This window comes from Nocardia sp. NPDC056100 (genome assembly GCF_042266325.1).
GTDB lineage: Bacteria > Actinomycetota > Actinomycetes > Mycobacteriales > Mycobacteriaceae > Nocardia.
On the sequence record NZ_JBHJVY010000002.1, the window covers coordinates 462,719 to 488,511 of the forward strand.

A 25,793-nucleotide genomic window follows, 5' to 3' on the forward strand; every position below is an offset into this window, starting at 1 on the left:
GGATACGGCCATGGATCTGCAACTCGCAGGTAAGAGAGTCTTCATCAGTGGTTCCACACAGGGGATCGGCTATTCGGTAGCCGCGGCGTGCGCGGCCGAGGGCGCTTCGGTGGTGCTCAATGGCCGACACGAGCACCGGGTCATCGAGGCGGTCGAACGTCTTCGAGCATCCACACCCGGCGCTCAGGTCTCCGGGATCGCCGCGGACTTCGCTGTGCCGGAGCAGGTTCGGGCCCTCGTCGCGGAGCTCGGACCCGTGGACGTGCTGGTCAACAATGTGGGATTGTTCGACGTCACACCGTTCACCGAGGTGCCCGATGAGGAGTGGCTGCGGTACTTCGATATCAATGTGATGAGCGCGGTACGTCTTTCACGCGGGGTCCTCGACGGCATGCTCGCGCGTGGCTGGGGGCGGATCATCTTCATCGGAACCGAATCGGCGGTCGACGTCCCCGGCGATATGGTGCACTACGGAGCGACCAAGGCCGCCGCACTGGCGCTGAGCAACGGACTCGCCAAGCTCACCAAAGGCACCGGGGTCACCGTGAACACCGTGCTCGGCGGCCCGACCTACTCCGATGGCGTGGCGAGTGTGGTCGAGCGGATCGCGACCGCGCAGGGACTCTCGCCGCAGGATTTGAAATCTTCTCTCGTGCGCGACAATTCGCTCATCCAGCGTTTCATCGAGCCCGGCGAGATCGCGAACGTGGTGACGTTCCTCGCGAGCCCACTCTCATCGGCGACCAATGGTGCGGCGATCCGCGCGGACGGCGGCGTTCTCCCGACCATTATCTGAAGGTCGCCGCGCACGGCGGATCCAGCATGGGAACCCACCTTTCTGGTACCGATAGTGAGCAAGGGCGTTCTGCCGTGTTGATGTGGAGGTCGTAGTGGCCGAGAGGTTTGCCGGCAAGGTGTGCGTGGTCAACGGAGCCGCCAGTCTGATCGGCCGAGCCGTCGCCGACCGGTTCGCGAGCGAAGGCGCGGTGGTCATCGGTGTGGACAAAATCGCGCACTCGGTCGGCGAGCAGGCAGTGCGGGCCGACCTCACCGACGAATCCGAGGTCGCGGCGATGTACCGGGACGTGGTTCGCGACCACGGTCGCCTGGACGTGATCTACAACAACATGGGTCTGATGGATAGCGGTGATCGGTCCGTCCTGGAGATGAGCCTGCAAACCTGGCGTGACGCGCAGGACGCGAATCTGACCAGCATCTTCTTGTCCTGCAAGCACGGGATCCCGCACCTGCGGAACACCGAGCCCTCCGGTGGTTCGGTGATCAATTCCGCCTCGTTCCTGGCGGCTGTCGGTTCGGCGACGGCGCCGATGGCATACGCGGCGGCCAAGGCGGGGGTCGTGCAATTGAGCAGGGACCTCGGGGTTCATCTGGCCCGCAGCGGGGTGCGGGTCAATGCGGTGTTGTTCGGGCCGATCGAGACGCCCGCGCAGCGCGAGATCCTGCAACGCAATCCGAGTGTGCTGGAGAAGCGACTGGTGCACTGGCCGATGGGGCGCTTCGGCACTTTGGACGAGGCCGCGGGCACCATCGCGTTCTTGGCCAGTGACGACGCCGGTTTCATCACCGGCGCCGCCATCCCGCTCGACGGCGGCATCACCGAGGCATTCACCGTCCCGGAATCCTGACCCGATCCGTCGAGTCCGTCCGATGGCGCGATGAATTCGGTTGTCGCGCAATGACAGGACCGCCTATTACCGCGACGGACCGATGATGTGATGAGCCGCCCGGATCAAGTCGGCATTGCTCTCGGCGGGGGAGTGGTCGGGTAGGTGGAGCACGTCCTCGAGACCGATCCGGGTATCCAGGCCCCGGGCGGCCGCCATGGCCAGGACGGTCCAGGCGGCGTTGTCTTCGCCGTGGAGCAGGATCGGCACCTCGGTGAGCGTGGTCAATGTGCCCAGGAGATCGGCGGCTGTCTGTGGAGCGGTGTCGGGGTCGGTGTCGGTGACTTCGGCCAGCACCCGCAGAACCCGATGTGCCCGGGCCCAGGCGAGGAACCCTGGGGCGCAATCGGTTCCGGACCAGATCCCGGCCTCGACCCCGATTCCCTTGGCCAGCAGCGTTTCCGCGATCGCGACCGCTCCGTCCTCGTGCCAGTTCACCGAGGCGTGATCGGGCAGCACGGTCCAATCGCGCACTGCGGCAAGACGCTGGTCCGCGTGCCGGGTGGTCCACGCACCCGTTGTCACGCCAACACGCACTCCCGGCACCGCCGCACGCACCGCCGACACCGCAGCAGCGACATGATCGGGCTCCACGGTGTCGTGGCCCGCCGAGTCCTTGGGATGTAGATGAATGTCCGCTGCTCCGGCGCGCACGGCGTCCCGGGCCGCTGCCGCCAGTTCGTCGGGGGTCACTGGAAGCGAGGCGAAGTCGTTGCGGGTTCGGGCACCGTTCAGGCATACCTGCAGCACGCGACCGAGTCTCTCAGATGACTGCGTTAGCGGTGGGCGCGGTGAGCCTGATCGGTTGTCCGGCAACGCAACTCGATCCTCGCCGTAGTGGAAGATCACCAGCTATGGCCGTCAGGGCATTTCAGGCGCATCCTGTGAAGTGGACGAGCGCGGTTGGCATGCCGATGCTCGCAGGCGAGGGGGAACCTATGGAAAGCGCGCCGAGCAGGACGGCGATGTTCGCGGCCATATCGCGTGGATTGTTTCGCCTGGAGAACGCGCCACCGTGGGTATTGGACGATGCGCTGGCCCTGGCGCTCGTCGGCCCGGTATGGCAGCGGTTGCGAGACCGGTTCGATCCGATGTTCCCCGTCACGGTCCTTCGCGAATCCCGCGCGGCTGTCTGCACCCGCAGCCGGTACGCCGAGGACCGGCTGGCCACCGGGGACTTCACGCAGTACGTGATTCTCGGCGCGGGACTCGACTCGTTCGCGTGGCGGCGGCCGGATCTGCTCGGCTCGCTGACGGTGTTCGAGGTCGATCATCCTGCCTCCCAGGCTTGGAAGCTAGAGCGTGTCCGGGAGCTCGGCCTGCCGCTGACCGACCGGCAGGTATTCGTGCCGGTGGATTTCGAGGCCGGACCGGTTGAGGATGCGCTCGGCCCGGCCGGGTTCGACTGGGCGCAGCCGGCGATGTTCTGCTGGACGGGTGTCGCCCCCTATCTGACGGCGCAGGCGATCGAGTCGGGGCTGCGCACGATCGCGGCGGCTGCGCCCGGGTCCGAGGTGGTGCTCTCCTACCGGGCCGACGACGCCGCGCTCGACGACGTGGGGACCGAATTCGCCCGCATCTACACACCTATCGCGGCTGCTGTCGGCGAGCCTCTGCAGCCGGGGTGGCCGGTATCGGAGATCGAGCGGGTGGTCGGCGGGTGCGGGCTGAAGGTCGTGGACCATCCCACACGCGCGGACCTGCAGCAGCGGTACTTCGCCGGCCGCGCCGATGGCCTGCGGCCGTACACATTCGAGACGCTGGTGACCGCGCGGGTCATCTGAGCGCGCGCGGAACCTCATCCCGCTGCGTGAAGTCGTAGTTGAGGTAGTCGCCGACGAGCTCGTAACCCAGTGCCCGGTAGATCTTGTTCGAGGTCGGGTTGGCCATGTCGGCGGTCAGGCAGGGGCGCGATCCTTCGGTGCGGATTCGGTCGGACAGGTGTGAGGTCAACGCACTCGCGTAGCCATGGCGGCGGGCGGACGGGGGTGTGTAGACCGGTCCGATGCGGGTGATGCCGAAGAGTGTCGCCGAATGTCCGGCCAGGCATACGGGGTTGTCGTTGTCTTCCCAAAGCCACCAGCGTCCGGCGCGTATGCGCGCGGCCACGTCGGTGGCGGCCATCGGCGGTTCGGCTGTCTCCGTGGCGAATTCCTGGGTCCAGCGCAGGCACAGGTCGAGATCGTCCGCGGTGCCCTGCCGTGGCTGCCCGGGTGCGTACGCGGGCTGGAGAGTGCCGAGCAGGTAGAGGTGGAATCCGACGGTCGCCCGAAAGTCGTTGCCCCGCAGTGCGGCCCAGGCACGTGCGAATTCGGCGGCCGCTTCGGGATCACCGTATACACCCGGTGCGTCCGGTGTCAGGGGAGCCAGCGTCGCTGCTGCCAACTCGATTGCGGCGAAAGGCATTTGGCCCAACACTATGCGCCGGCCCGGTGTGCGCATCATCGCGCCGACGATCTGTGCGTCCGCGCGCACCACCGCGAAGAATGACGGTGCCGGATCAACGACGAGACCGGCGGCCCGATCCTGCACAATCGACAGGATCAAGGTGTGCCGTACCGGATCGCGCATCAGGAATTCGAACGCGGTCTCCTTGAATTGCTTTGGGTCGCTGGTCACTTCGACGATGTAGCGCGTCATTGATCGACCGTACCGATGCCGGTGCATTCGCGCCCGGTTCGGGCCGATACCTCGTGTGGAATTCGGTCATTCCCCGGCGGGCGGGCCCGAATTGTCAGCGCTGCCAGGGAATTCCAGATTCGTCCAGGTGGCGGTCCGAGTGAAACCGAGCCGCTCGTAAACAGCCTGAGCGGGATTGGTTTCGGTGACAGCCAGGCCCAGCGTCCCCAAGCCCGCGGAGCTCGCGCGGGATATCGCGCAGCGCAGCAGGAGCGTACCCAGCCCGGCGTAGGCGGGCCCGGGCTGGCGGAAGACCTCCGAAATCCACGGTCCCGCGAGCGGGGGCTCACCATCGTAATCCTGGACCAGGACCGCGGCGAGGGCCCGATGGCCATCCCAAGCCACGATGCTGCACGACAGCAGCGGACCTATGAGCGTGCCGTCATAGAGTCCATCGAGGGCCTGCAGCACATTGTCATCGTGGTCGGGATGGTCCGGCGGGTACGCGGCGATCAGCGCCTCGTGCAAAGCGGCGGGCTGAACCTGAGTGGCGGGAATGGTTTTGAGCCCGGACGGCAGCGGCGGTTCGGGTTCGGGTGGAGGCAGTGTCAGGCTGTAGGTGTGGAGGGTGCGCAGGTGACGCGCCCCCGCCTCCACGAGTGCGGACCCGAACTCGCCCGCGGCGGCACCGCCCCAACCTGTGAGCGCCCGCACCACTATCGCGGCCGCGTTCTCGGGCGAATACCCTGGCGCGCAATCCAATTCATCGGCCCACGGCTTGCCCCCGCGTTGGTCCCGTTCGAAGAACGCGCACGGAACTCCGCGGTCATCGAGAACCGGCTCGCTCGAACTCATCGAGATTCCTCCCATTTCGGATCTATCGCGACATCCATCCAACCTCACGCCGATCACGCCGGTGCCCCTGCCCGCGAACCGGGAAAGTACACTGCCGCGGGAATGGCGCCCCGGGTCCATTGGATCGCAGAACACCTGCCGCTCGCCTCCGAATAACCGACTGAACAGCGCGAATGTGCTGAGACGGCGGCGCACCGAGTGCCGCGGTATTCGACACCTCGATTGATCGAACAAATGTTCGATCATGGGGTAGTCTGGCCGCGTGAACACACATTCGATCGCGCTGGCGCCGGATGCGCCGGCACCGGGATGGCCGGGACTGACCGATGTCGACCTGCTGCGCACCCTCGTCGAAACCGAACGCCGCCGAAAGCGCCTCGACGCCGCCATGCGCGCCGCCGTCGCCGAAGCCGAGCGTCGCGGCCTCGCCGCCGACACCGGCTACCGGGACACCGTGGACCTATTGACCGATCTGCTTCGAATCAGTGCCAACGAAGCCCGCCGCCGAATCGAATGCGCCGCGCCGCAGGCCCGCTCCCGTTCCAGGAAAGTGTGGAAGGTCCTGGCGGCAGCAAGCTGAGCCCGTGCCCGGTCTTGCTCGGGGACGACCGTTGTGGTGGTCATCGTTCGAAGCGTGCTAGCAGAAGTCGAGCCACCACCAACCGCCCCCCAATTCCATTGTGGGGCAGATGGGTTCGCCGAACCCGTCATACGGTCCGGGCTCGGGTGTTCCGACGAAATGCCCGTATCCGAATGCGTCGTCGGGGATCCCGATGTAGTCGGGGACGAATCGAACTGGATGTCCACCGCTGGTGCCGATCACCGCCACCCTGCAGTTCGCCGACACGAAACACAGGTGCTCGGGCAGTTCGACACCGTAGTATTCAATCTTCCGATCCTGCGGCAGCTCCATCGCCGCGATAGCACTGAAGGCCGGTCTCTCGAGCCAAAACCGGGTCCACGCATTGGCTTCCGTATGGAAGTACAGATAGACCGGCCCGCCGAGCCCGATCAACGTCAGTACCGCGGTTGCCGCCAGCGGCCCCCGTCGCCCACTGCGCGCGGCTAGATACAGCGCCAGCACGAAGAAGGTCAAGACTGTCGCGAATATCGCCAGCAACAATGGAAAGGCGAAGATCCATAACTTCGTGACTATCCACCCGCGATGCAGCATTACACCGAGCGCAATCACGGCTAAAACCAAGGCATACAATGGAATAGCGGAAGATTGCTGATTCTTGACGAACATCACAGCAACCTATATCGGCGATGTGCAGGCTCTGCGCCGGAATTGTGAGGATCCTGTGCGGGCTCGCGTTCGTGCTCAGCAGCACCGAGCCCCGCAGCCCTGTCCAGCTAGGGATTTTCGCGAATGCTGGCGGCCAGGGAGCCCAGCAGGGTGAGGGCGTGACTGCTGGGGGAGTCGGGGGCGGCGTGATAGACGACGAGGGTTTGGCCGGGGGCGGAACGGACGTCGAAGGTTTGCATTGTCAAGGTGAGGGGGCCGACGTCGCGGTGGTGGAAGTTCTTGCTCTGCATGGACTTTCCGCGAGCGTCGTGCGTGGTCCACAGGCTCGTGAATTCCGGGCTGTGGGAGCGTAATTCGTTGAGCACCTGCTGGATTCGCGGGTCGTCGGGGGCTTCGCCGTGGCCGAAACGGAAACCGGCCACCGCATTGCGAGCCACATCGTGCCAGTCCGTATAGAACTGTCGCGCAATGGGATCGGTGAAGACGATGTGCATGAGGTTGCGTGAGTGGGTCCAGTCGTGGAAGAGCGCGTCGGCGATCGCGTTGGAGGCCAGGACATCACAGGCGCGGTTGTAGACGATGGCCGGATTGTCGGGCCAGGCCGTCATGAGTTGCCGCAGGCTCGGGTCGACGCGGTCGGGTGCGGCGGAGGTGCGGGTGCGCGGGGCGAGACCGGCCAGGCGGAACAGGTGCTGGCGGCCGTCGGTGTCTAGCCGCAAAGCGGAGGACAGGGCGTCGACCACCTGCGCCGACGGGCCGCGTTCACGACCCTGTTCGAGCCGGACGTAGTAGTCGACGCTGACGCCGACCAGCAGTGCGATTTCCTCACGCCGCAAACCGGGCACCCGACGCGGCCCGAGCGACGGGAGGCCAACCTGCTCGGGGCGAAGTTGCGCACGACGGGCGCGCAGATAGTCGCCGAGCTCGGTGGGTGCCATAACGGCCATGGTAGGTCGTGCCCACATGGTGAACCTGGGTGCGCTACTCCCAGGAGAACGCCGTCCTGCCACTGCCGCTCCAGCGGGGGAACTGTTGTCGGCATGACTACTGAACAGAAGACAGTGCTGGTCACCGGTGCCAGCAGTGGAATCGGCGAAGCCATCGCCGCCCGGCTGGCCGATGCGGGACATCATGTCGTCGCGGGCGCCCGGCGTCTCGACCGGCTGCACGCACTGTCCGAACGCACCGATGGCGACCTGCACCCGATGCGCCTCGATGTCACCGATCCGGCGGACGTCGCCGCATTCGTCGCGGCCGCCCACGAGCGGACCGGGCGGGTCGATGTGCTGGTGAACAACGCGGGGGTGATGCCGCTGTCCCGGCTGGACTCGCTGCTGGTCGAGGAATGGAACCGGATGATCGATGTGAACATTCGTGGCTTGCTGCACGGAATCGCTTCGGCCCTACCGTATTTCACCGCGCAGGGATCGGGGCACTTCGTCACGATCGCGAGTGTCGGTGCGCACGAGGTTGTTCCGACCGGCGCGGTGTACAGCGGCACCAAGTACGCCGCCTGGGCGATCACCGAAGGACTGCGGCAGGAGTGCGATCCCTCGGTGCGGGTCACGACCATCTCACCCGGGGTGGTCACCTCCGAATTGGCGGACTCCATCACCGAACCCGGTGCGGCACAGGCGATGCGCGCGTACCGAGCACACGCCATCACCCCGGACGCGATAGCCGCGGCCGTCGCGTATGCCATCGACCAGCCCGCCGACGTCGACGTGAACGAGATCATTCTGCGGCCGACCCGGCAGCGGTGACGAGCCACTGAAAATCCACGCGGAGGGGGTGACAGCTCGGCAGGGTGAGTGTACAGTCACTCACGTAGTGATCGAGCAGTCACTCACTCAACTGGCTCGCAAGCAGAAAACCGATCAGAAGGTTGAAAACGATGATCTACCACGGCAATCGCTTCACCGTTAAGCCCGGAGTCCCCGCCGACAAACTCGAAGAAGCCCTGGAAAGCCTGCGCAATCAGGGCCGCCAGATCCCCTCGGTCCGGCATTTCGTCGTCGGCCCCGACCACGGCGGCGAATACGACTACGGCGCGGTGTACATCATCGACGACCTCGACGGCTACTGGGAATACCTCATCCACCCGTCGCACCTGCACACCGACCGCATCGGCCTCCCCCTCGTCGACAAATTCGTATCCTTCGACATCGCCGACGATCCCGACCCTGAACTCGCCGCGAAAATCGCCGCCCTACACCAGCGTCGCTACGACAACTACCCCGAAGTCACCCAGCTGGTATCCGACCTCGGCGAGTACCACGGCAGCGCGGCACCGGGCCGACATGGCCGGAGCTAGCGCGGCGTTTTCGGTGAGACCGATTGCGACAGAGGGTTATTCCTTTGCGCCAAGTTGTGGGAGGTGTGGCCGGGTCGGCTTTGCGGGCCGACCCGGCCGGGTTCGACATGGATTGAACCTGCGCGCGGTTCCGGCTCGCGCGCACTCCGTTTATCGAGTGGTGGCCGTCGAACGAGCGTTGATAGCGTGCAAGCGATGAACGTTCGGCAATGACGAAGGGGGCGAACATGCCCTTGCTACGGCGATTCTGGATCGAATTCGATCGAAGCGACGAGGCGGCCAACTGGTGGCCCGGGCCGTGGGTGGGTGTCACCGGTTACGACGAGCAGAACTGTCTGGACATGGTGGCGGATTTGTACCCCGAAGGCGTCGCCCTACCACGTGTGCTTCGCATCATCCCGGACGTCGTGGTGGATGAGAACCTCTCGGTGAACATTCGCGCCCTCGGAGTGCCGGTGTGGCCCGGTATCTGGCACCCGGCGATAAACCTGAGGAACGCGCCTCCGCGACGAAACTGGCAGTGTGTCGGTCCGTCTCGCCGGTGTGCCGACCACGGAAATAGGGGCAGGAATTTGAAATCCTGATGCTTCGGATGTGCGTAGGGTGGCAGCGACATCACGACCTGTGAGGAGCACCAATGAAAGCCACTGCACGCCAGCGCATTCTCGTCGCGTCCGTCGGATGTCTGATCGCCGTCGCCACGACAGGCACCGCAGCGGCAGCCCCGTTGACCCTGCAACCCGCCGCCGACGAACCCGCGGCACCGGCCGTTGTCTCCGGCGATGGATCCTTCGACGCCCTCGCCCACGGCGACGTGGGGTTCTCGGTGAGCCAGGGCTCCAGCCAGGTGTTCTTCAAGCTACTTCCCTTGGTGGCCTGCGACCTTCTCGGCTCGAGCAGCCCATTCATCTGCGGCTACCACTAGCGGTTGCCGCAGGCTGAACCAGGCGGTGTCCGACATCGGAAGCTCGGTGGTCATGATGATGGAGTGGAAGCTCGATTCGCGGCCGCCGTTGAACTGATCCATACACGAGAGGCTGAAGGTGAGGTACCGCCTTCGCGTCTCGTCATGGATGTCACTGGGGCACTGGAACTCTCAGGTCCCGAGCACGGAATCCGTGGTGACACGACCCTGTGTGGTCTGCCCAGGGAACAGGTATGCGTGATGCGCCACCTGTGGCACCCCGACAGCGTCCATGCTTGCGAGCGGTGCAAAGCCGCGGTCGGCTGAGCCGCATCGGTCGAGAAGTGCGGTTGGTACCGGTGGTGTCACGACTTGTGGGCGGGAACCAATTCCGGCGCTAGCGTGGAGAGTTCACGGCGTGCATGCGCCGGGATTTGGTCCAAGGGGGTTCGTTATGTCCGACAACACTTCTCGCACAGCGCGATTACGACAGTTGCTGCGGCGTGGTTCCGGCGGCGGCGCGGGGACGCCCATCGATGAGTCCGAACAGGCGTCGGCGTCCGACATGGTCGAGGAGAAGAGGCCGCCCAAGCGGGTCTGCCCGCGCTTGCCCGACTGGGTGTTCACGCTGTCGGGATCCGAGTTGCAGAAGATGCTCGACTACAGCGGCAAGGACCTCGGCAGCGGCGTGAATCGTGGTGACCGCCGACCTGTACCGGTCGCGGACACCATTCCTCCCGCACTTACGGTCACCGACTATCTCGCGCACCGCCAGCGGTCGGTCGCGATCCGGCTGATCATGGACTGTGCCGAGAACAAGCCGGGCAGCGTGCTGGAATTCGTGCAGCGCTGCGATGCCGATGAGTTGCGCCGGGTGTGGGCGGGAACCAAGGGCGCGGACGCACTGATCACTACGGCCACGGCAGGTCCGATTCCCGTGCTGGCATTGCTGGCGGCCGAGCTGCTGGATCGTGCACACCGCTGGCAGGATCTCGGCGAACTCGGGCGCGCTGCGGAAAGTGTTGGCTACCGGGCGAATCAGCTGTTCCGCGACTACGTCCATGCCGACGAGATGGACGCCAGGAAGGCGGCTTGGGGCCGGGAGGCACATCACCGGTGCTGATAATCCGTTGTGCCGAGCAAGAGGTGCGGGGTACCGTGCCCGGCATGCAGCGCGCTCATGTCACCACGACGCCGGAGTACATCCCGGCGCGCTGATGCTGTTCTGATCAAAGCCCCGGGCGGATGCCCGGGGCTTTCGCATGTGGTCATCCGCCTTCGACTGGAAGGAAGATCCACGTGTACGACCATCGCAAACTCGGCCGGGAACTCGGCCTGTTCGACACCGACCCACTGATCGGGGCCGGACTCCCGTACTGGCTGCCCGATGGTGCGATCGTGCGGCACAGTCTCGAGGAGTACATCCGCACCGTCGAACGGCGAGAGGGATATCAGCATGTGTACTCACCGGTGCTCGGCAAGCGGGAGCTGTACGAAATCTCCGGCCACTGGGCACATTACGACGATGACATGTATCCGCCGATGACCATCGGCGGTGAGCAGATGGTGTTGCGGCCCAGCCTGTGTCCGCATCACGCGGTGATGTATCGCTCCCAATCGCACAGCTATCGCGAATTGCCGCTGCGCATGGCCGAGCTCGGCGCGATGTATCGCTCCGAATTATCCGGTGTGCTGGGCGGTTTGACCCGGGTGCGCTGCATCCAGCTCAATGACGCGCACATCTTCTGCACCCTGGACCAGGTCGCCGACGAGGCGTCCGCCGCACTGGCGCTCATCGGCTCCGCCTATCGGGCCCTGGGAATCACCGGTGCCAGCTACCGCCTCTCACTCCCCGGAGCGGGCGGGAAATACGTTGCGGCCCCGCAGATGTGGCAGCGCGCGAGCAGAATCCTGAGTGAAGTGCTCGATCGTTCCGGTGTGCCCTACGAAGCCGCCGAGGGCGAAGCGGCGTTCTACGGCCCGAAGATCGACATTCAAGTCAGCGATCATGCCGGGCGCGAATCAACCCTGTCCACCGTGCAGGTTGATTTCCACCAACCCGAGCAATTCGACCTGCACTACATCGGCGCCGACGGAGCCAAGCATCGCCCGGTCATGGTGCACCGCAGCATTATCGGCAGCGTCGAACGCGCGGTCGCGCACCTGATCGAGCAGCACGGCGGAGCCTTCCCGGCCTGGCTGGCCCCCGTGCAAGTCGTGGTGCTGCCGGTGTCCGAAGCTCAGGAGCCTGCGGCCGCCCGTCTCCGCGATGAGTGCCTGAACGCGGATCTACGCGTACAGGTGGTGAGCGCCGACGCGGGCAGCCTGTCCGCGCGGGTACGCCAAACTCGCCTGGCCCCATACCAATTCATCCTCGGCCCGGCCGAAGCCGATAACGGGCAGGTGGCGATCCGCCTGCGCGACGGACGCCGTCTGCCCGCTCAACCGGTCGCTGACGTCATCGCCCGAATCCGGGCACTGATTCAGACCCACGACGCCGGTCTGTGGACCGACTGATACCTACTGCCGAACGGTCAGCAACTCTTCAGAACACCCTCGATGGCATCGTGCTCGGCTTGGGTCACCCACAGTCCATAGAGCGTCTTCACCTGCACCTGATGCTCGACATAGGTGCAGCGGAAGGACGTTTGAGGCGGTAGCCAGGTGGCGGCGTCCCGGTCGCCCTTGGCCTCATTGGTGGGCCCGTCGACGGCCATCAGATTGCGAGGATCGTTGGCCAGATCGCGCCGCTTGTCCGCGCTGAGCTTCTGCGCCCCGGACTGCCACGCATCGGCGAGCGCGACCATGTGATCGATCTGCACCGCGGTGCTTTTCGGTCCGCGATCGAAGTTGATGCTCTTGCCGGTGTACGGATCCTTCAGCGTCCCGGTCTCCACCTGGCATCCGGTGGCGGGTTTCACCTTGGTGAGATCCCGCCGCAGGATGTCATCACGGGTATTGCAGTTGTTGTGCCCGCCGGGCGCGTCATTGTCATCGGTCCACGCCTGGCCGAACTCATCACGCGAATACCCGGTCATAGCCGCGCTGTCCTTGATCGGGAGCTTCGCCAACGCCTTGATCGCATCGGCCGCCGATAGCGTCCCGTCCTGTCCCCCAGCGGTATTGGGCCCCATCGGAGGCGTAGTGGACTTGCACGCGCACAGCAGGAACAGGGCCGCGAGCACACTCGCGGCTACCCTGGTGATTCTCATCTGGAATTCCTCGAAGCAGTGAAAACCACTGCCGGATAAAGCGTTCAAAACAGGACTGCCAGCCGATGACCCGGCTGGCAGCTGCCAATTATGCAGTACCTCAAAGGAGTTCGCTGTGTGGAAGCCCGAACCCGGCGGTGCCCGGCGCGGGCTCAGTTCGGGGAGGGTCTGGGCGTGCCGCAGTTGACGCAGAACTTCGCGGTGGCGCGCAGCTCCGCGGTGCAGTTTCGGCAGTGCTGGACGGGGGTGGTGAGTTCGGTGCCGCAGTCGCCGCAGAAGCGGGCGCCCAGATGGCGAGAGCTGTGACAGGTGGGGCAGATACGGGATTCGGTGATCGCGGGGGCCGGGGTCCAGGGGGTGGGGGACTGTTGCAGGGTGTTCAGACCCAGTGCGGCGCCGAGGAATCCGATATCACTGTTGCCGCCGCGGGCCATGCCCTGACCCGCGCCGATGGCCATTTCGCCTGCGGCGTAGCGGTTGAAGTCGCCGGTCAGGTGGATGTAGGTGCGGTCCTTGGCCAGTCGTTTGAGGCGTTCGGCGTCCTCGGCGGCCATGGTGATGTCGAAGTTGCCCATGCGGGGGACGCGCAGGCCGTATTCGTAGAGCAGGGTGTTGGTTTCGCGTAGGACCGTGGATTCGATCTGCGCGAGTTGGCCGGACAGGCCGAGCACCGGCCACTCACCCTTCGAGACACCCTGCGCGACAGCAATTTTCATGCACTTGAGCAGGAGGTTGGCGCACCACCGCGACACCGCGTCCGGATCGGTCGGATCGGCGGTGCCGGTGAGCCCGGTGATCAGCTCGGCCGGATCGCGCACCGACAGCGCGAATTCGCCGAAGGAGCGCAGGGTGACGACCTGTTCGCTGATCGGGTCGACGATATCGGTGAGGCGGCCGCCGAACTTGTTGCCGGGTAGTTCGCGGCCGGAAACGAAATACAGTTCGGCGCGGTAGAGGTTGCCGCCGGTAAGGGTGTCGACAAGCGCGCCCAGCACCGGGAGCTCGTCCGCGTCGATCCGGTGCCTGCCGGGGCCCAGGGCCGCGATGACCTTGCCGGACCGCACGAACAGCGCGGTCTCATCGGCGTTGACTATGGCGCGGCTGTAGCGCCGGATGTTCAGATCCGGCCACTTGTAGACGAGCTGGTTCTTGCGGGCCTCGGGGACCGCTATGAATTCGCGCTCGAACCATGCCATACGGACCTCCCAGGCCATGCGACTTGCTGAATGTATCGATATATAACGGCACATAGCACCTGTCAACAAGTGCGGCTTCCCAGGATTGGGCTGTTTACGTGCGTGTTTCCATGTGATGTCAACTACTTCTACGTATTGAATGTGCCGTTGCTTAACGGTACATTCAACATCGATATGACCCGGATCACCTGAAAGGTCCCACATGACTACCGTTCACCCGCCCGATGCGCCCACGGACGCCTTGGCCGACGAGGACGCGGGCTATCACAAGTCGCTCCGTCCGCGTCAATTGCAGATGATCGCGATCGGCGGAGCCATCGGCACCGGTCTGTTCCTGGGCGCGGGTGGCCGCCTCTCCAGCGCCGGCCCCGGGTTGTTCCTGCTCTACGGCATCTGCGGCATCTTCGTATTCTTCGTATTGCGCGCACTGGGCGAGCTGGTGCTGCACCGCCCGTCCTCGGGCTCGTTCGTCTCCTACGCCCGCGAGTTCTACGGGGAGAAGCTGGCTTTCGCGGTCGGCTGGATGTACTTCTTCCACTGGTGTATGACCGGCATCGTCGACATCACCGCGGTCGCGACCTACATCCACTACTGGGGCGCGATGCAGGTGATCCCGCAGTGGACCATCGCGCTCATCGCACTGGCGATCGTGGTGAGCATCAACCTCATCTCGGTGAAATGGTTCGGTGAGCTCGAGTTCTGGGCGGCATTGATCAAGGTCATCGCACTGGTCGGGTTCCTGATCATCGGCACGATCTTCCTGGGCGGCCGCTTCAAGGTCGACGGCCAGACAACGGGTTTCAGTGTCATCGCCGATCACGGCGGCCTGTTCCCGGTCGGCCTCGCGCCGCTGGTGCTGGTCACCACCGGTGTCGTATTCGCCTACGCCGCAGTGGAATTGGTCGGCACGGCAGCGGGTGAGGCGGAGAACCCGGAGAAGATCATGCCCCGGGCCATCAACTCGGTGATCGCCCGCATCGCCCTGTTCTACGTCGGTTCGCTGATTCTGCTGGGCCTGCTGCTGCCATACACCGCGTACCACGCCGGGGTGAGCCCGTTCGTCACCTTCTTCGCCAAACTCGGTGTGCCGGCGGCGGGTTCGATCATGAACCTGGTGGTGCTGACCGCGGCGTTCTCCAGTCTGAACGCCGGGCTGTACTCGACCGGTCGCATTCTGCGCTCGATGTCGATGAACGGCAGCGCCCCCGCGGTCGCGGCCCGCATGTCCCGCACGGGTGTGCCGTACGTCGGCATTCTGGCCACCGGCGCTATCGCCCTGATCGGTGTCGTACTCAACGCGCTGGTGCCGGACAAGGCCTTCGAGATCGTGCTGAACATGTCGGCGCTGGGCACCATCGCCTCGTGGACCGCGATCATCCTGTGCCAGCTGGCGCTGTACAAGCAGTGGCGGGCCGGACAGGCCGAACGCCCCTCGTTCCGATTGATGGGTGCGCCCTACACCAGCTACGCGACGCTGGTCTTCCTGGCCGCGGTCGTGCTGCTGATGGCCTTCGGTGACGACGAGGTGCAGCGCGGCGCGGTGCTCGGCACCGTCCTGGTGATGGCTCCGATCCTGGTCGGCGGCTGGTTCCTGGTGCGCAAGCGGGTGCAGTCGGTGGCCGCCGCTCGCCAGGGCTTCACCGGCCAGTATCCGGTCATCGCGGAGCGCCGCCCGCGCCCGCAGGACGCGCCCGCCGAGCTGGTGGCAGCCGAAAGGAAGGATGAACAGTAGCGAAAACCGGTGCCCCGTACCCCATCGTGGAGAACTCCCTTCCCACGGTGGGGAATACGGCGTGCGCGCGGTATGCGTCGTGCCCCCAGAATGGGACCTCGATTCCACGGTGGGCGAGAGGTATCCATGCCGGACCAACCCAGCACATCCGACCGCCGCCGCCCCAATCCCTGGGCCGACCGGCGTATTCGCGGCACGGAGATGCCCGCGCGGATGGCTCACCCCTGGGCGACCCGGCGGCCCGGCAAGGCCGATATCGCGCATGCGCCTGAGCGACCGATTACGCCGCCCAGTATGAAAAGAGAAGTCTCCCAGCGGTTTACGGACGCGACGGCAGCGACCGTCGATCTGTCCGAGAGTGAATTCGACGCCGCCCTGTCCTCGGGCCGCAGCGCCCGATCCCGTCCCAGTGTGCGCCGCCTCGGCGGTGGCCTGGTGGAGCTGCCCAGGGTCGAACCCATCGACCCGAAACAGGTGGTGCTGGAGAACCCGGAAGTGCCCGAACCCAAACGGTTCTGCTGGAAATGCGATCGCCCGGTCGGTCGCCGCAGCCGTGACCACCCCGCCCAGGTGAGCGGAGCGTGCGCGAATTGCCACTCGCCCTTCAATTTTCGTCCCCCGCTCGCACCCGGTGATCTGATCGCCGACCAATACGAGGTGCAGGGTTGCCTCGCGCACGGCGGATTGGGCTGGATCTATCTGGCGGTGGACCGCAATGTGAGCGATCGCCCGGTGGTGCTCAAGGGATTACAGAATCCGCTCGATTTCGAAGCCCACGTGGTGGCCCTTGCCGAACGCCAATTCCTCTCCGAGGTAGCGCATCCCGGCATCGTCAAGATCTACAACTTCGTCAAGCACAGCACCGGCGGCGATATGCCCGACGGCTATATCGTGATGGAGTACGTCAGCGGCCGCTCGCTCAAATCACTGCTCGAACACCGTGGTGAGCGCCTGCCCGCCGCCGAGGCCATCGCGTACGTGATGGAAGTGCTTCCCGCACTGGACTATCTGCACTCGTTCGGCCTGGCCTACAACGACCTCAAACCCGACAACATCATGGTCACCGAGGATGAGGTCAAGCTCATCGACCTCGGCGCGGTGGCCGCCATGGACTCCTTCGGCAGCCTCTACGGCACTCCCGGATATCAAGCGCCCGAGATCACCGAGACCGGCCCCACCATCGCCTCGGACATCTACTCGGTCGGTCGCACCCTGGCCGCGCTGGTGCTGGACCTGGGTCGCGATGAGAAGGGCAACCATCTGCCCGGCATCCCCGATCCGAAGGATCGTGAAGTGCTGCGCCGCTATCCGGCGCTGTATCGCCTGCTCTGCCGCGCCGCCGCCAAGGACCCGAATCGCCGCTTCACCTCCGCCTATGCCATGTATTGCCAGCTCGCGGGGGTGCTGCGCATGGTGCTGGCCGCCGACACAGGCACCGAGCATCCGCAGCGTTCGATCGAATTCGGTTCCATGCGAGCCGATTTCGGCGTCCAGACGCTCATTGCCCGCACCGACGGCATGGTGAACGGCGATATCGAGACCTCCCGGGTCGATCCGGGCGATATCGCCGCGGCGCTACCGGTGCCGCTCATCGACAGCGAGGACCCGTCGGCGAACCTGCTGTCCGGACTGCTGCACAGCGAACCCCGGCACGCCCTGGATGCCCTGCACCGCATGCACAGTCGCATTCTGGCGGGTGTTATCGCCGCACCCGATTCCTACGAGCTCGAGGGCGCTCTGACCGCCGTACGGGCCCATCTCGACCTCGGCCACACGCTGCCCGCCTGTGAGCTGCTCGCCGAACTGCTGCCCCGGTACGCCCAGGACTGGCGCATCGAATGGTTCGTCGGGGTGGCGGCGCTGCTGGACCGGCACCCCGATCGCGCGTACCGGCATTTCGAGACCGTCGCGGCGCTGCTGCCGGGCGAGATCGCACCGCTGCTGGCGCTGGCCGCCAGCGCGGAACTGGCCGTGGAAACCGAGTCCGCCCTTGCCGATCCACAGCGATGGCGGACCGCGGCGCTGGAGTACTACCGCACGGTGTGGCAGGTCAATCACGGCGTGATCAGCGCGGCGGTCGGATTGGCCCGGCGACTCGTGGCGGACGGAACGACACTGGGTGCGGTCGAAATCCTGGACCAGGTGCCGGAGTCCTCGCGGCATTTCACCGTGACCAGGCTGACCGGCTGCCTGCTGCTGGTTTCGCGGCCGGTCGCCGAGATCACCGATACCGATCTCGACACCGCCGCAGCCCGGCTCGAGGAGTTGGCCGACGAGCCGCGCACCGCACAGCTGCGGGTGATCGTGATCGGCGCGGCGCTGGAATGCCTACGCGGCGGCGGCCGTCCGGAACGCCCGGCGGTCATGATTCTCGGATTCCCGATGACCGAGGAAGGCTTGCGAATGGGTCTGGAGTCGAGCCTGCGTGATCTGGCGCGCACGGTCGCCGATCGCTTCCATCGCTATCGACTGGTGGATCTGGCCAACCATATTCGGCCGCACACTCGCTGGTAGCGGTGTCATCGCCGGCGCCTGGCGAGCAGCAGTAGCGCCGGGATCACGCCGAACAGCAATAGCCACAGCACATTTCCCAGCACCAGCCAGCATACGATCGCCGCGATCGCGACCGCGCCGGCCCGCACCACCATCCCGGGGATCGGGCCGATCTCCGATCCGGGCACCAGGGCGGGGGCCGCGGGCAGATCGGCGAAGGTCCGGGCCAGTTCCCGCCGGGTGTCCGCAGCCCATACCGCGGTGCTGCGTTCCTCGAACTCGGGTGCGGTCAGGCGGCCGCCGCTGAAGTGCCGGGACAGTTCCCCCAGGGCGCGCTCGCGTTCGTCCTCGCTCACCCGGGTGTGCGACGATTCGTTCATCGAGTCAGGATAGAGCCGGTTGGCCCCCGCATCGGCAGACCAATTGCCAACGGCGGGAAGAGATTCCATGGTCGATCGGGGTCGGGGGTCGAATCGCCCCGCCGACGCGGGCAACGGGGGTAACCCGCCGCCGAACGGCGCACCGATCGGCGCGACACCAGGCATAGGACCCGCACCGCCTCGATGTGGTTTCCTTTAGATATGACAGGAGGGCCCGAATACACGATCGACGAGCTCGCGCGTGCTGCCGACAGCACCGTGCGCAGCGTCCGCGTGTATCACGAGAGGGGGGTTCTCCCGCCGCCGGAGGTGCGCGGGAGAACGGGCTATTACGGGGCGGAACATCTCAATCGAGTCCGCACCATCAGCCGTTTGCTTGATCGTGGCATCAAACTCAATGGAATCAAGGAATTGCTGGCGGCCTTCGACCGCGGCGATGATCTGGGTGATCTGCTCGGCGTGCCCGAGTCCGATCAGCTGCCCCGCGAGCTCGGGGACGATCAGGCCGTGGTCTCCGCCACCGATCTGCAGCAGCGTTTCGCCGAGGTGCCGAACGGGTTCGCCCGGGTGGTGACCGCCGGGGTGTTCGAACCGGTGGACGCCACCACCTATCGGATCGCCGATGCCGATCTCGCGAGTCTGCTGGACCAGCTCGAGCTCGCCGGGGTGCCGATCGCGGCCGGGCTCGGCGAAGTCGAGCGGCTCAAGGCCGATTGCGATCGAATCGCGCGCCGCGTGGTGGATCTGGTGCGCGAACACGCCTGGGGGGCATTCTCGAATTCGGACAGGACCGCGGCGGATATCGCCGATTTCAGTGCCCGCGTCGATACGTTGCGGGTGGTCCCCGGCCATACCGCGGCGGGTCTGCTGAACCGTCTCATCGATCGTCAACTCGCCCAGGATGTCGAGATCAGCGCGGTGCTGAACCCCGATTCCTGACAGTCGTCTGCTTCCCACGTCTGGCTACAACGCGGGCCTAATGTGCCGTTAGCCATCGGTACATTATCGATGTCAGCGACAGTGCCGCAGCACGGGTAAATCTCGGCGCGGAGCGGCAGACGGTAATGGAGACCTCGATGTTCACGAGCACTACGCGCCCTCGGACCACTTCTCACAATCCCCGGATCGGACGGCGCGCCCGCGTGCTGTCCGCCGCCCTGGCCGCCTTCGGCGCGCTCACCTTCGGAATGGCCACCACCCCCGCGCAGGCGCAGGCTTCGCGAGTGCCCTGCCTGTGGGACGGGGCGGGCTATATGCAGGGCGGCACGCTCTATGCGGGCGGCAACGCATTCACCTGCGGCGCAGACGCTTTCGGTGCGGCGCGGTGGTTCCGCGGTCCGAGCGGCGGGCATCGCGGCGATACCGTCTTCAGCCCGGGAACCGGAAATCCGGTGGGCCAGTTCAGCCCCGGCGCCCGCCAGCCCGGCAGTGCCTACAACGACTACTGCGTCGGCAACCAGCTCATCCCGGGCACCGACGACGTCTACGAACTGTTCGTGGTCGGCGGCACCATCATGTGGAAGGCGGTCGGCCCGATCTCGGACTGGGTCTTCGACTCCCCGGTCGTCCGCCCCGCGGCGACCTGGCGTTCCTCGAGCATGTGTTACGACGGCGTACTCAGCTGAGCACACGAAAAAGCCCTTACCGGAATCGATTCCGGTAAGGGCTTTTTCGTGTGCTCACTTGCCGCGGACAACAGGCACGCGGGTGTTCGACTGCGCGTCGTCGCTGTGGCCGTTGTCCCAGGGCGCATCGCCGGCGCCGGGGGCCTGGTCACGGTCGCTGCCGCGGCGGTTGTCGGTGGTGTCGCCGCCGTTGTCCTGCTCGTCGATGCGGCGACCCTGAGTGTTGCCGGTGCCGAGATTCCGGCCGTCGAGGCTGCGATTGTCGGCACCCGCGTTGGCCTGGGGGCCACGGCCGTAGCGGCCGCCGGTCTCCTTGCCGCCGCCGTTCTTGCCGCCGCCGGAGTGGTCGCTGTCATGGCTGCCGCCCGCGTGGACCAGCAGGTTCGCCGGTGCGGCGGTCGCGGAGGCCGCGGTCATGACCGGGACCACGGCCACCGAGGCGGCGAGCAGGGAGGAGGCGACGATCTTGCGGATGGTGGGGACGCTCATCACTGGTTCCTTCTAATGTGCCGTTAGATAGCGTTACATCAACTAGTGTTCCACTAAGTGACTTGGCCAGTGTTCCCCTGAATGAGAAGCGCGAAATCGAGTCCGGAAACGCCGAACGCCGGGTCCGCCGCTGGTGCGGCAGACCCGGCGTTCACGGGTGCGGTGCAGCGATATGCGGGCTGATCAGCCCGCCGCGCTACTCGAGTTGTGGCTCAGCAGCTTCCGAACGAGCCACTGCATACGCGCGGCGGCAGGAACGGGCGACCGTGACGGTAGTCGCGCGGGCCGTCCCAGGAGGGCGGGAACATGCCCGGGAACGGCGCGCCGGGCAGGCGGCCGGTCCAATCGGACATATCGCGCTCCCAGTTGTTATTGCGCGGGTAGCCGTCGTTGCGCGGCCAGCCGTCATTGCGGTGATGCGGGCGCTCCACCGCGATCGAAGTGCCCGGATCGATGGGCTCGGCGGAGGCCGCGATATCCACTGCGGCCAGCGGCAGCACCGCCAGCGCGGTAATCACGCACGCCCGCGCGGCCGTTCGGCGCAAAGCCGGTATTTTCGTGTCTGACATGGGGTTTCCCTTCTTGTTGGACCGGTACCGCGGTGCGGCCCGGCTACTTATCGAGGTGGTTCGTCGCCCAGTACCGCGCCCTCGCGACGGGGGTCGGCACCGCCGATCCAGCCGCGCCCGTCCCGGGCCAGCGCGGACGCGCCGCTCGATTGCGGTGCGATCGAGACCTGATGGCCGAGCTCGCGCAATCGCCGCACGAGCGCGTCATGGTCGCCGTTCGAAGTGGCATCGACAGCGGGATGCTCCCCGCCGACATTGGTGGTGCCGGTGTTGGCCGCGCCGAAATCGATCATCGAGACCGCCTGCTGCGGATCCAGGCCCCAATCAAGCATGGCCACAAGTGTTTTCACCACGAACTGGATGATCACCGCACCGCCCGGCGAACCCGCGACATGGCTGAGCGGACCGCGCGAACCGTCCGCGGCGCGCTCGAAGACCAGCGTCGGAGCCATCGAGCTGCGCGGCCGCTTACCCGCTTCGAGCCGATTGGCCACGGGTACACCGGCGGCGTCCAGCGGTTCGGCGGCGAAGTCGGTGAGTTGGTTGTTCAATACGAACCCGTCGACGAGATGGAATGCGCCGAAGGCGGATTCGACCGTCGTGGTCATGCTCGCGGCATTGCCGTAGCTGTCGACGATGCTGATATGGCTGGTGCCGTGCTCGATCTGCTGGGTGCCGTTGCCGACCGGGACCGGGCCGAAGTCCCCGGGCTGGGCGGTGCCCATACTGTGAGCGGGATCGATCAGCGCCGCGCGCCGCGTCAGATAGGCCGGGTCGATCAGCGTTCGGGGTGAATTACCGGGCGGGGCAACGAAATCCGGATCGGCGAGGTATTTGTCGCGGTCGGCGTAGGCGAGTCGCTCTGCCTCGGATATCACGTGTACGGCGGTGGCGGTGGGCTTGCCGCCATCGCGGTCGGCTTCGGAATCTCCGCCGGTGTGTTCGGGTTTCATCGCGGCCATGTCGCTAGTGGCGAGCATGCCGAGCACCTGCGCCACCGCGGTACCGCCCGAGGATGGCGCGGGCATCCCGCAGACTTCATGGGTGCGATACGGCGCGCACAGCGCGGTGCGCTTCTTGGCCTGATACGCGGCCAAGTCCGCGGTCGTGGTCAGCCCGGGGGTGCGCCCGCCTGTGGCATCGGCGATCGTGGCCGCGATATCGGCGGCGATGGCCCCCGTATAGAAGGCGTTCACTCCCTCCGACGCGATCGCCGAAAGAGTTTTGGCCATAGCTGGATTGGTCAACGTGGTGCCCGCGCGCTTGGGGCTGCCATCCGGCTCGAGGAAGTAGGCGCGGGATCCGGGATCCCTGGCGAGATCTGCGGTCGATTCGGTGATCTGGGCGGCCATTCGAGGGCTGATCTTGAACCCTCGATCGGCGAGATCGACAGCGGGGGTCATCAATTCGCGCCACGGCTGCCGACCATGCTCGCGCTGGGCGAGTTCGAGCAGCCGCAGCACCCCCGGCGTCCCGATCGATCGGCCACTGGCGCGCGTATTCGGCTGCGGCGCAGTCCGATCGGTGTCGCTGACCCACCGCAGATAGTCCGGTGTCGCGGCGGCGGGCGCGGTCTCGCGGCCGTCATAGGCGTCCACGCTCTTGGTGGCGGCGTCGTAGTAGAGCAGGAACGCCCCGCCACCGATGCCGGTGGCCTGCGGCTCCACCAGACCGAGCACGGTTTGCGCGACGACCAACGCGTCCGCGGCGGTGCCGCCGTCGCGCAGCACCGCGCATGCCGCTTCGGTGGCAACGGGATTGGCGGTGGCGACCGCGAAGGTGCCGGTGCGCACCGGCGTCATTCCCGTGCGGTAGCCGGTCGCGACCTCGGGGTGCAGGGATAGATCGGTGGTGGCCGAACCGGCCGCGGTGGCGGCCGTATGCGGAGTCCCGTTGGGGACGGTGGTGCAGGATGCCGGACGCTGGTCGTTATCGGACGAGCAGGCGGTGAGCAATCCGATCAGCAGCAGTGGGGCGACACAGGTGGCGCCCCAGGCTCGCGTTCGTGTGCGCCTCATGTCTTCGGACCCTATCGGTGTGGCCACCGCTGGGAAGAGGGCGTGGCATGCACTTCGAGCGCTGAAATGCTTTCTCACACATGGGAATCCGCTGAACAAGTACTTGCCACCGGCGGGAAGTCCGTCTCGTCGTATCGATGCGATACTCCTGGTATGACTCGAACTCGCCGCGTTCGTGGGCGGGCCGGCACCGCACCGCGACCGACGCGTGGTGCGGTGTCTGTGCCACGGCTAGTTTCGAGCACACCTGCGATAGGCGTCCGGCGTCTGTCCGGTCCAGCGCCGGAACGCCCGGCCCATGGCGCGATGATCGCTGTAGCCGAGTTGTCCGGCGATCGAGCCGACCGGCAGTTCGGTATCGAGCAGCAGCCGCACCGCTCGATCATGGCGGACCGACTCGATTTCGGCGCGTCCGCTGGTGCCGTGTTCGGCGAGCCGGCGTTGCAGCGTGCGGGGGCTCACCGAAAGTCGCTGTGCCACATCATCGAGAATCGTTCCGGTGGCGGGTCCGGTGCTGAGCACCATGAGCAGCACATCGCGGAAGTTCTCCAGCCAACTGCGCGCGGGCCGCGCACTCGCCATGATCGAGCGTGCGTACACCCGCATGATGCGGCTGAGTTCGGGATCGCCCGCGATGCCCGAACCGGCCCGATCGGGATCCAGGAAAGTGAGCGTATCGGCGTCCTGATCGAAATGGATGTTGCCGGTACCGAATTCGTCGACGAGATACGCGTGCCGTGCGGGCGCGCGATGCGCGAAGCCGACCCGTACCGGTGTGGCGGCGGCCCCGCGCGCCTCGCGCGCCCGGCGCAGCAACAGTGCCAGTGCGAACTCGCTGATCTGCCAGTCCACCGCCTCGGAGTACCTGGCTCCGTAATATCCGACGGTCAGGCGCGGTCCGTCCGAGATCACGGTGAGTACCAGCGCCGGATCGGCGACGGTCGAAAGGTATTGCGCCGCATCGACGAATCCCTCGGCCAGCGTGGGCGCACTGGTGAGCATGTAGTCCCAGACGTGCAGTCGGCCGACCTCGGCCAGGCGCGCGGCCTGCAGTCCGACGCCGGGCCCGCCGCTGGCGTGCACGATTTCCCACAGTCGATGCTGTGCGCTCGTCGGAACGCGATCGAGATTGTCCTGCCCCGCGGCCAGGTCGCTGATGAACGCGGTCTCGTGCGGTGACACGCCCACATGCGCGGCCACATCGAGGACCAGCGTGGTCAGGCGCGCGGACACCGTATCGGCAAGTGCGCTGGGCTGCTGGGGGATTGGCTCGGACCCGCTGTGCGGTGTCAGATGAGGCATCCGATTCGCGTGGTCCATGGCGTCCTTCCGGTGTGCTCGTCGAGCGGGGTCGGCCCGATTCAGTGGGCGCGTCGGAACGCGTCCGGGGTTTGCCCGGTCCAGCGGTGGAACGCCCGGCGCAGCGCGCGCGGGTTGCGGTAGCCGACCCGACCGGCGATCGACTGCATCGGCAACCGGGTGTCTCGCAGCAGCAGCGTGGCCTGCTGACATCGCACGGTCTCCAATTCCCGCCGCCACGAGGTGCCGTGATCGGCGAGCCGTCGTTGCAGGGTACGTGGGCTCAGCGCCAGCCGCTGGGCGACGACTTCTATTTCCGCGCTTTGTTTTTCGGCCAGCGCGGCGGTGATCTCCGCGCGCAGGGTGTCTTCCCAGGTCGGCGCGGGCCGAGCGGTGTCGATAATGAGCTGGGCGTAGCGCAGCAGAATATGGCGCAGTTCGGGATCGTAGGGGCGGCCGTCGCGCGCGCGTTCGGCATCAGGCAGCGTCACCGCGGTGCGAGGCTGATCGAAATGAATATTGCCGGTGCCGAATGTCTCGATGAGATAGCTCGGATCGGGTGGCGCGGGATGCGCGAAATCGAGGCGAATCGGCGCGGCGGCGCTACCGGCGAACGCACGTGCCCGATGTACCAGCACGGCCATCGAGAATTCGTTCACCACCGGGGCGATGGCCTCATCGTATGGCCTGCCACGGAATTCGGCGATGAACTGCCCGTCGAGCATGGTGACCACGAGCGCGGTGTCGGGGTCCGCCATGACCGAGGCGAATCGCGCGGCATCGGCAAAGCCGTCGGCCAGACTCGACGCCCCGCTGATGAGGTAGTCCCAAATGTGCAGCCGTCCCGGTCGCGCCACCTCGGCCACTCGCACACCGGCCCCGATTCCGCCTGTCGCACTTATCAATTCCCACAGGCGCAGCAGCGCCGTCGAGGGGATGCGGAGGAAGTCATCGCCGAGTAGTTCCTGCCCGAGCCCGCTGATCGTGGCGATATCCCCATCGGATACGCCGATCTGCAACGCCGCCTCCAGCACCCATCGCGTCAGATGCGATGAAACGGTGCCTTCGATCTCGGACAAGAGTGCTCCCGTGGTTGCGCGCGAAAGGTAGTTCCGATCAGCCTGCTTTCCATCGCGCTCGGGAACAACATCGAA

At 66.1% G+C, this 25,793-nt stretch carries 27 protein-coding genes; 14 read left to right on the forward strand and 13 right to left on the reverse strand.

The window, feature by feature from the left end; genetic code table 11:
- Window positions 1–10: 10 nt before the first annotated feature.
- Together ACFC0O_RS13810 and ACFC0O_RS13815 are read left to right on the forward strand one after the other, a co-directional pair.
- A complete protein-coding gene (locus tag ACFC0O_RS13810; protein WP_375957361.1) occupies window positions 11–796 on the forward strand; it encodes an SDR family NAD(P)-dependent oxidoreductase in 786 nt (261 codons plus the stop codon).
- Between the two features lie 94 nt (window positions 797–890).
- A complete protein-coding gene (locus ACFC0O_RS13815) occupies window positions 891–1,646 on the forward strand; it encodes an SDR family oxidoreductase (protein ID WP_375957364.1) in 756 nt (251 codons plus the stop codon).
- A gap of 66 nt (window positions 1,647–1,712) precedes the next feature.
- On the opposite strand, the gene ACFC0O_RS13820 is transcribed toward ACFC0O_RS13815, so the two are convergent.
- Window positions 1,713–2,435, reverse strand: a complete 723-nt coding sequence (locus ACFC0O_RS13820) for a 3-keto-5-aminohexanoate cleavage protein (RefSeq protein ID WP_375957366.1) — start codon at window positions 2,433–2,435, stop codon at window positions 1,713–1,715.
- A 188-nt stretch (window positions 2,436–2,623) separates the two neighbouring features.
- Between ACFC0O_RS13820 and ACFC0O_RS13825 the strand changes: the two genes are divergently transcribed.
- Window positions 2,624–3,469, forward strand: coding sequence for a class I SAM-dependent methyltransferase (locus ACFC0O_RS13825; protein ID WP_375957368.1), 846 nt, complete (start codon window positions 2,624–2,626; stop codon window positions 3,467–3,469).
- Here the strand turns inward: ACFC0O_RS13825 and ACFC0O_RS13830 are convergent.
- Window positions 3,462–4,325, reverse strand: coding sequence for a GNAT family N-acetyltransferase (locus tag ACFC0O_RS13830; RefSeq protein ID WP_375957371.1), 864 nt, complete (start codon window positions 4,323–4,325; stop codon window positions 3,462–3,464). The genes ACFC0O_RS13825 and ACFC0O_RS13830 overlap by 8 nt on opposite strands.
- Before the next feature lie 66 nt (window positions 4,326–4,391).
- Window positions 4,392–5,159 (reverse strand): GNAT family N-acetyltransferase, encoded by a 768-nt coding sequence (locus ACFC0O_RS13835; protein ID WP_375957373.1) that lies wholly within the window; start codon window positions 5,157–5,159, stop codon window positions 4,392–4,394.
- A gap of 262 nt (window positions 5,160–5,421) precedes the next feature.
- On the opposite strand from ACFC0O_RS13835, the gene ACFC0O_RS13840 reads away from it, so the two are divergent.
- Window positions 5,422–5,739, forward strand: a complete 318-nt coding sequence (locus ACFC0O_RS13840; RefSeq protein ID WP_375957376.1) for a DUF222 domain-containing protein — start codon at window positions 5,422–5,424, stop codon at window positions 5,737–5,739.
- Between the two features lie 57 nt (window positions 5,740–5,796).
- On the opposite strand, the gene ACFC0O_RS13845 is transcribed toward ACFC0O_RS13840, so the two are convergent.
- Window positions 5,797–6,408, reverse strand: coding sequence for a hypothetical protein (locus ACFC0O_RS13845; protein WP_375957378.1), 612 nt, complete (start codon window positions 6,406–6,408; stop codon window positions 5,797–5,799).
- Between the two features lie 107 nt (window positions 6,409–6,515).
- Window positions 6,516–7,346, reverse strand: coding sequence for a helix-turn-helix transcriptional regulator (locus ACFC0O_RS13850; protein ID WP_375957381.1), 831 nt, complete (start codon window positions 7,344–7,346; stop codon window positions 6,516–6,518).
- A 102-nt stretch (window positions 7,347–7,448) separates the two neighbouring features.
- Between ACFC0O_RS13850 and ACFC0O_RS13855 the strand changes: the two genes are divergently transcribed.
- The 6 genes from ACFC0O_RS13855 to thrS all read left to right on the forward strand — a co-directional run bounded on the left by ACFC0O_RS13855 (window position 7,449) and on the right by thrS (window position 12,143).
- Complete coding sequence (locus tag ACFC0O_RS13855; protein ID WP_375957384.1) at window positions 7,449–8,171, forward strand: SDR family oxidoreductase; 723 nt, start codon at window positions 7,449–7,451, stop codon at window positions 8,169–8,171.
- A gap of 131 nt (window positions 8,172–8,302) precedes the next feature.
- On the forward strand, window positions 8,303–8,722 hold the full coding sequence (locus ACFC0O_RS13860; RefSeq protein WP_375957387.1) for a Dabb family protein: 420 nt from the start codon (window positions 8,303–8,305) through the stop codon (window positions 8,720–8,722).
- Window positions 8,723–8,931: 209 nt separating this feature from the next.
- Window positions 8,932–9,306 (forward strand): hypothetical protein, encoded by a 375-nt coding sequence (locus ACFC0O_RS13865; protein ID WP_375957390.1) that lies wholly within the window; start codon window positions 8,932–8,934, stop codon window positions 9,304–9,306.
- A gap of 53 nt (window positions 9,307–9,359) precedes the next feature.
- On the forward strand, window positions 9,360–9,647 hold the full coding sequence (locus tag ACFC0O_RS13870) for a hypothetical protein (RefSeq protein WP_375957392.1): 288 nt from the start codon (window positions 9,360–9,362) through the stop codon (window positions 9,645–9,647).
- A 433-nt stretch (window positions 9,648–10,080) separates the two neighbouring features.
- Window positions 10,081–10,749, forward strand: a complete 669-nt coding sequence (locus tag ACFC0O_RS13875; protein WP_375957395.1) for a hypothetical protein — start codon at window positions 10,081–10,083, stop codon at window positions 10,747–10,749.
- Window positions 10,750–10,925: 176 nt separating this feature from the next.
- The gene (thrS, locus tag ACFC0O_RS13880) at window positions 10,926–12,143 is read left to right on the forward strand and encodes a threonine--tRNA ligase (RefSeq protein ID WP_375957398.1); all 1,218 of its coding nucleotides are present in this window, start codon (window positions 10,926–10,928) and stop codon (window positions 12,141–12,143) included.
- 17 nt (window positions 12,144–12,160) lie between these two features.
- Here thrS and ACFC0O_RS13885 read toward each other — a convergent pair whose 3' ends face one another.
- The gene (locus tag ACFC0O_RS13885) at window positions 12,161–12,838 is read right to left on the reverse strand and encodes an HNH endonuclease family protein (protein WP_364650866.1); all 678 of its coding nucleotides are present in this window, start codon (window positions 12,836–12,838) and stop codon (window positions 12,161–12,163) included.
- Between the two features lie 152 nt (window positions 12,839–12,990).
- Entirely contained in the window at window positions 12,991–14,034 is a 1,044-nt protein-coding gene (locus ACFC0O_RS13890; RefSeq protein WP_375957401.1) for an SPFH domain-containing protein, read from the reverse strand.
- Window positions 14,035–14,236: 202 nt separating this feature from the next.
- Between ACFC0O_RS13890 and ACFC0O_RS13895 the strand changes: the two genes are divergently transcribed.
- On the forward strand, window positions 14,237–15,766 hold the full coding sequence (locus tag ACFC0O_RS13895) for an amino acid permease (RefSeq protein WP_364650872.1): 1,530 nt from the start codon (window positions 14,237–14,239) through the stop codon (window positions 15,764–15,766).
- 126 nt (window positions 15,767–15,892) lie between these two features.
- Window positions 15,893–18,280, forward strand: coding sequence for a tetratricopeptide repeat protein (locus ACFC0O_RS13900; protein WP_375957405.1), 2,388 nt, complete (start codon window positions 15,893–15,895; stop codon window positions 18,278–18,280).
- Window positions 18,281–18,285: 5 nt separating this feature from the next.
- On the opposite strand, the gene ACFC0O_RS13905 is transcribed toward ACFC0O_RS13900, so the two are convergent.
- Window positions 18,286–18,639 (reverse strand): DUF1707 domain-containing protein, encoded by a 354-nt coding sequence (locus tag ACFC0O_RS13905; protein WP_375957407.1) that lies wholly within the window; start codon window positions 18,637–18,639, stop codon window positions 18,286–18,288.
- Between the two features lie 201 nt (window positions 18,640–18,840).
- Between ACFC0O_RS13905 and ACFC0O_RS13910 the strand changes: the two genes are divergently transcribed.
- Complete coding sequence (locus ACFC0O_RS13910; RefSeq protein WP_375957410.1) at window positions 18,841–19,578, forward strand: MerR family transcriptional regulator; 738 nt, start codon at window positions 18,841–18,843, stop codon at window positions 19,576–19,578.
- 137 nt (window positions 19,579–19,715) lie between these two features.
- Window positions 19,716–20,264: a hypothetical protein gene (locus tag ACFC0O_RS13915; protein ID WP_375957413.1), complete on the forward strand. Its 549-nt coding sequence runs from the start codon at window positions 19,716–19,718 to the stop codon at window positions 20,262–20,264.
- Between the two features lie 54 nt (window positions 20,265–20,318).
- On the opposite strand, the gene ACFC0O_RS13920 is transcribed toward ACFC0O_RS13915, so the two are convergent.
- The 5 genes from ACFC0O_RS13920 to ACFC0O_RS13940 all read right to left on the reverse strand — a co-directional run bounded on the left by ACFC0O_RS13920 (window position 20,319) and on the right by ACFC0O_RS13940 (window position 25,718).
- Window positions 20,319–20,753 (reverse strand): hypothetical protein, encoded by a 435-nt coding sequence (locus ACFC0O_RS13920; RefSeq protein ID WP_375957416.1) that lies wholly within the window; start codon window positions 20,751–20,753, stop codon window positions 20,319–20,321.
- A gap of 212 nt (window positions 20,754–20,965) precedes the next feature.
- A complete protein-coding gene (locus tag ACFC0O_RS13925; RefSeq protein WP_375957419.1) occupies window positions 20,966–21,322 on the reverse strand; it encodes a hypothetical protein in 357 nt (118 codons plus the stop codon).
- A gap of 47 nt (window positions 21,323–21,369) precedes the next feature.
- The gene (locus ACFC0O_RS13930) at window positions 21,370–23,340 is read right to left on the reverse strand and encodes a gamma-glutamyltransferase family protein (RefSeq protein WP_375957421.1); all 1,971 of its coding nucleotides are present in this window, start codon (window positions 23,338–23,340) and stop codon (window positions 21,370–21,372) included.
- 231 nt (window positions 23,341–23,571) lie between these two features.
- On the reverse strand, window positions 23,572–24,660 hold the full coding sequence (locus ACFC0O_RS13935) for a helix-turn-helix domain-containing protein (RefSeq protein WP_375957424.1): 1,089 nt from the start codon (window positions 24,658–24,660) through the stop codon (window positions 23,572–23,574).
- Between the two features lie 41 nt (window positions 24,661–24,701).
- Window positions 24,702–25,718 carry an AraC family transcriptional regulator ligand-binding domain-containing protein gene (locus ACFC0O_RS13940; RefSeq protein ID WP_375957427.1) on the reverse strand — a complete coding sequence of 339 codons (1,017 nt, stop codon included), beginning with the start codon at window positions 25,716–25,718 and terminating at the stop codon, window positions 24,702–24,704.
- Window positions 25,719–25,793 lie beyond the last annotated feature (75 nt).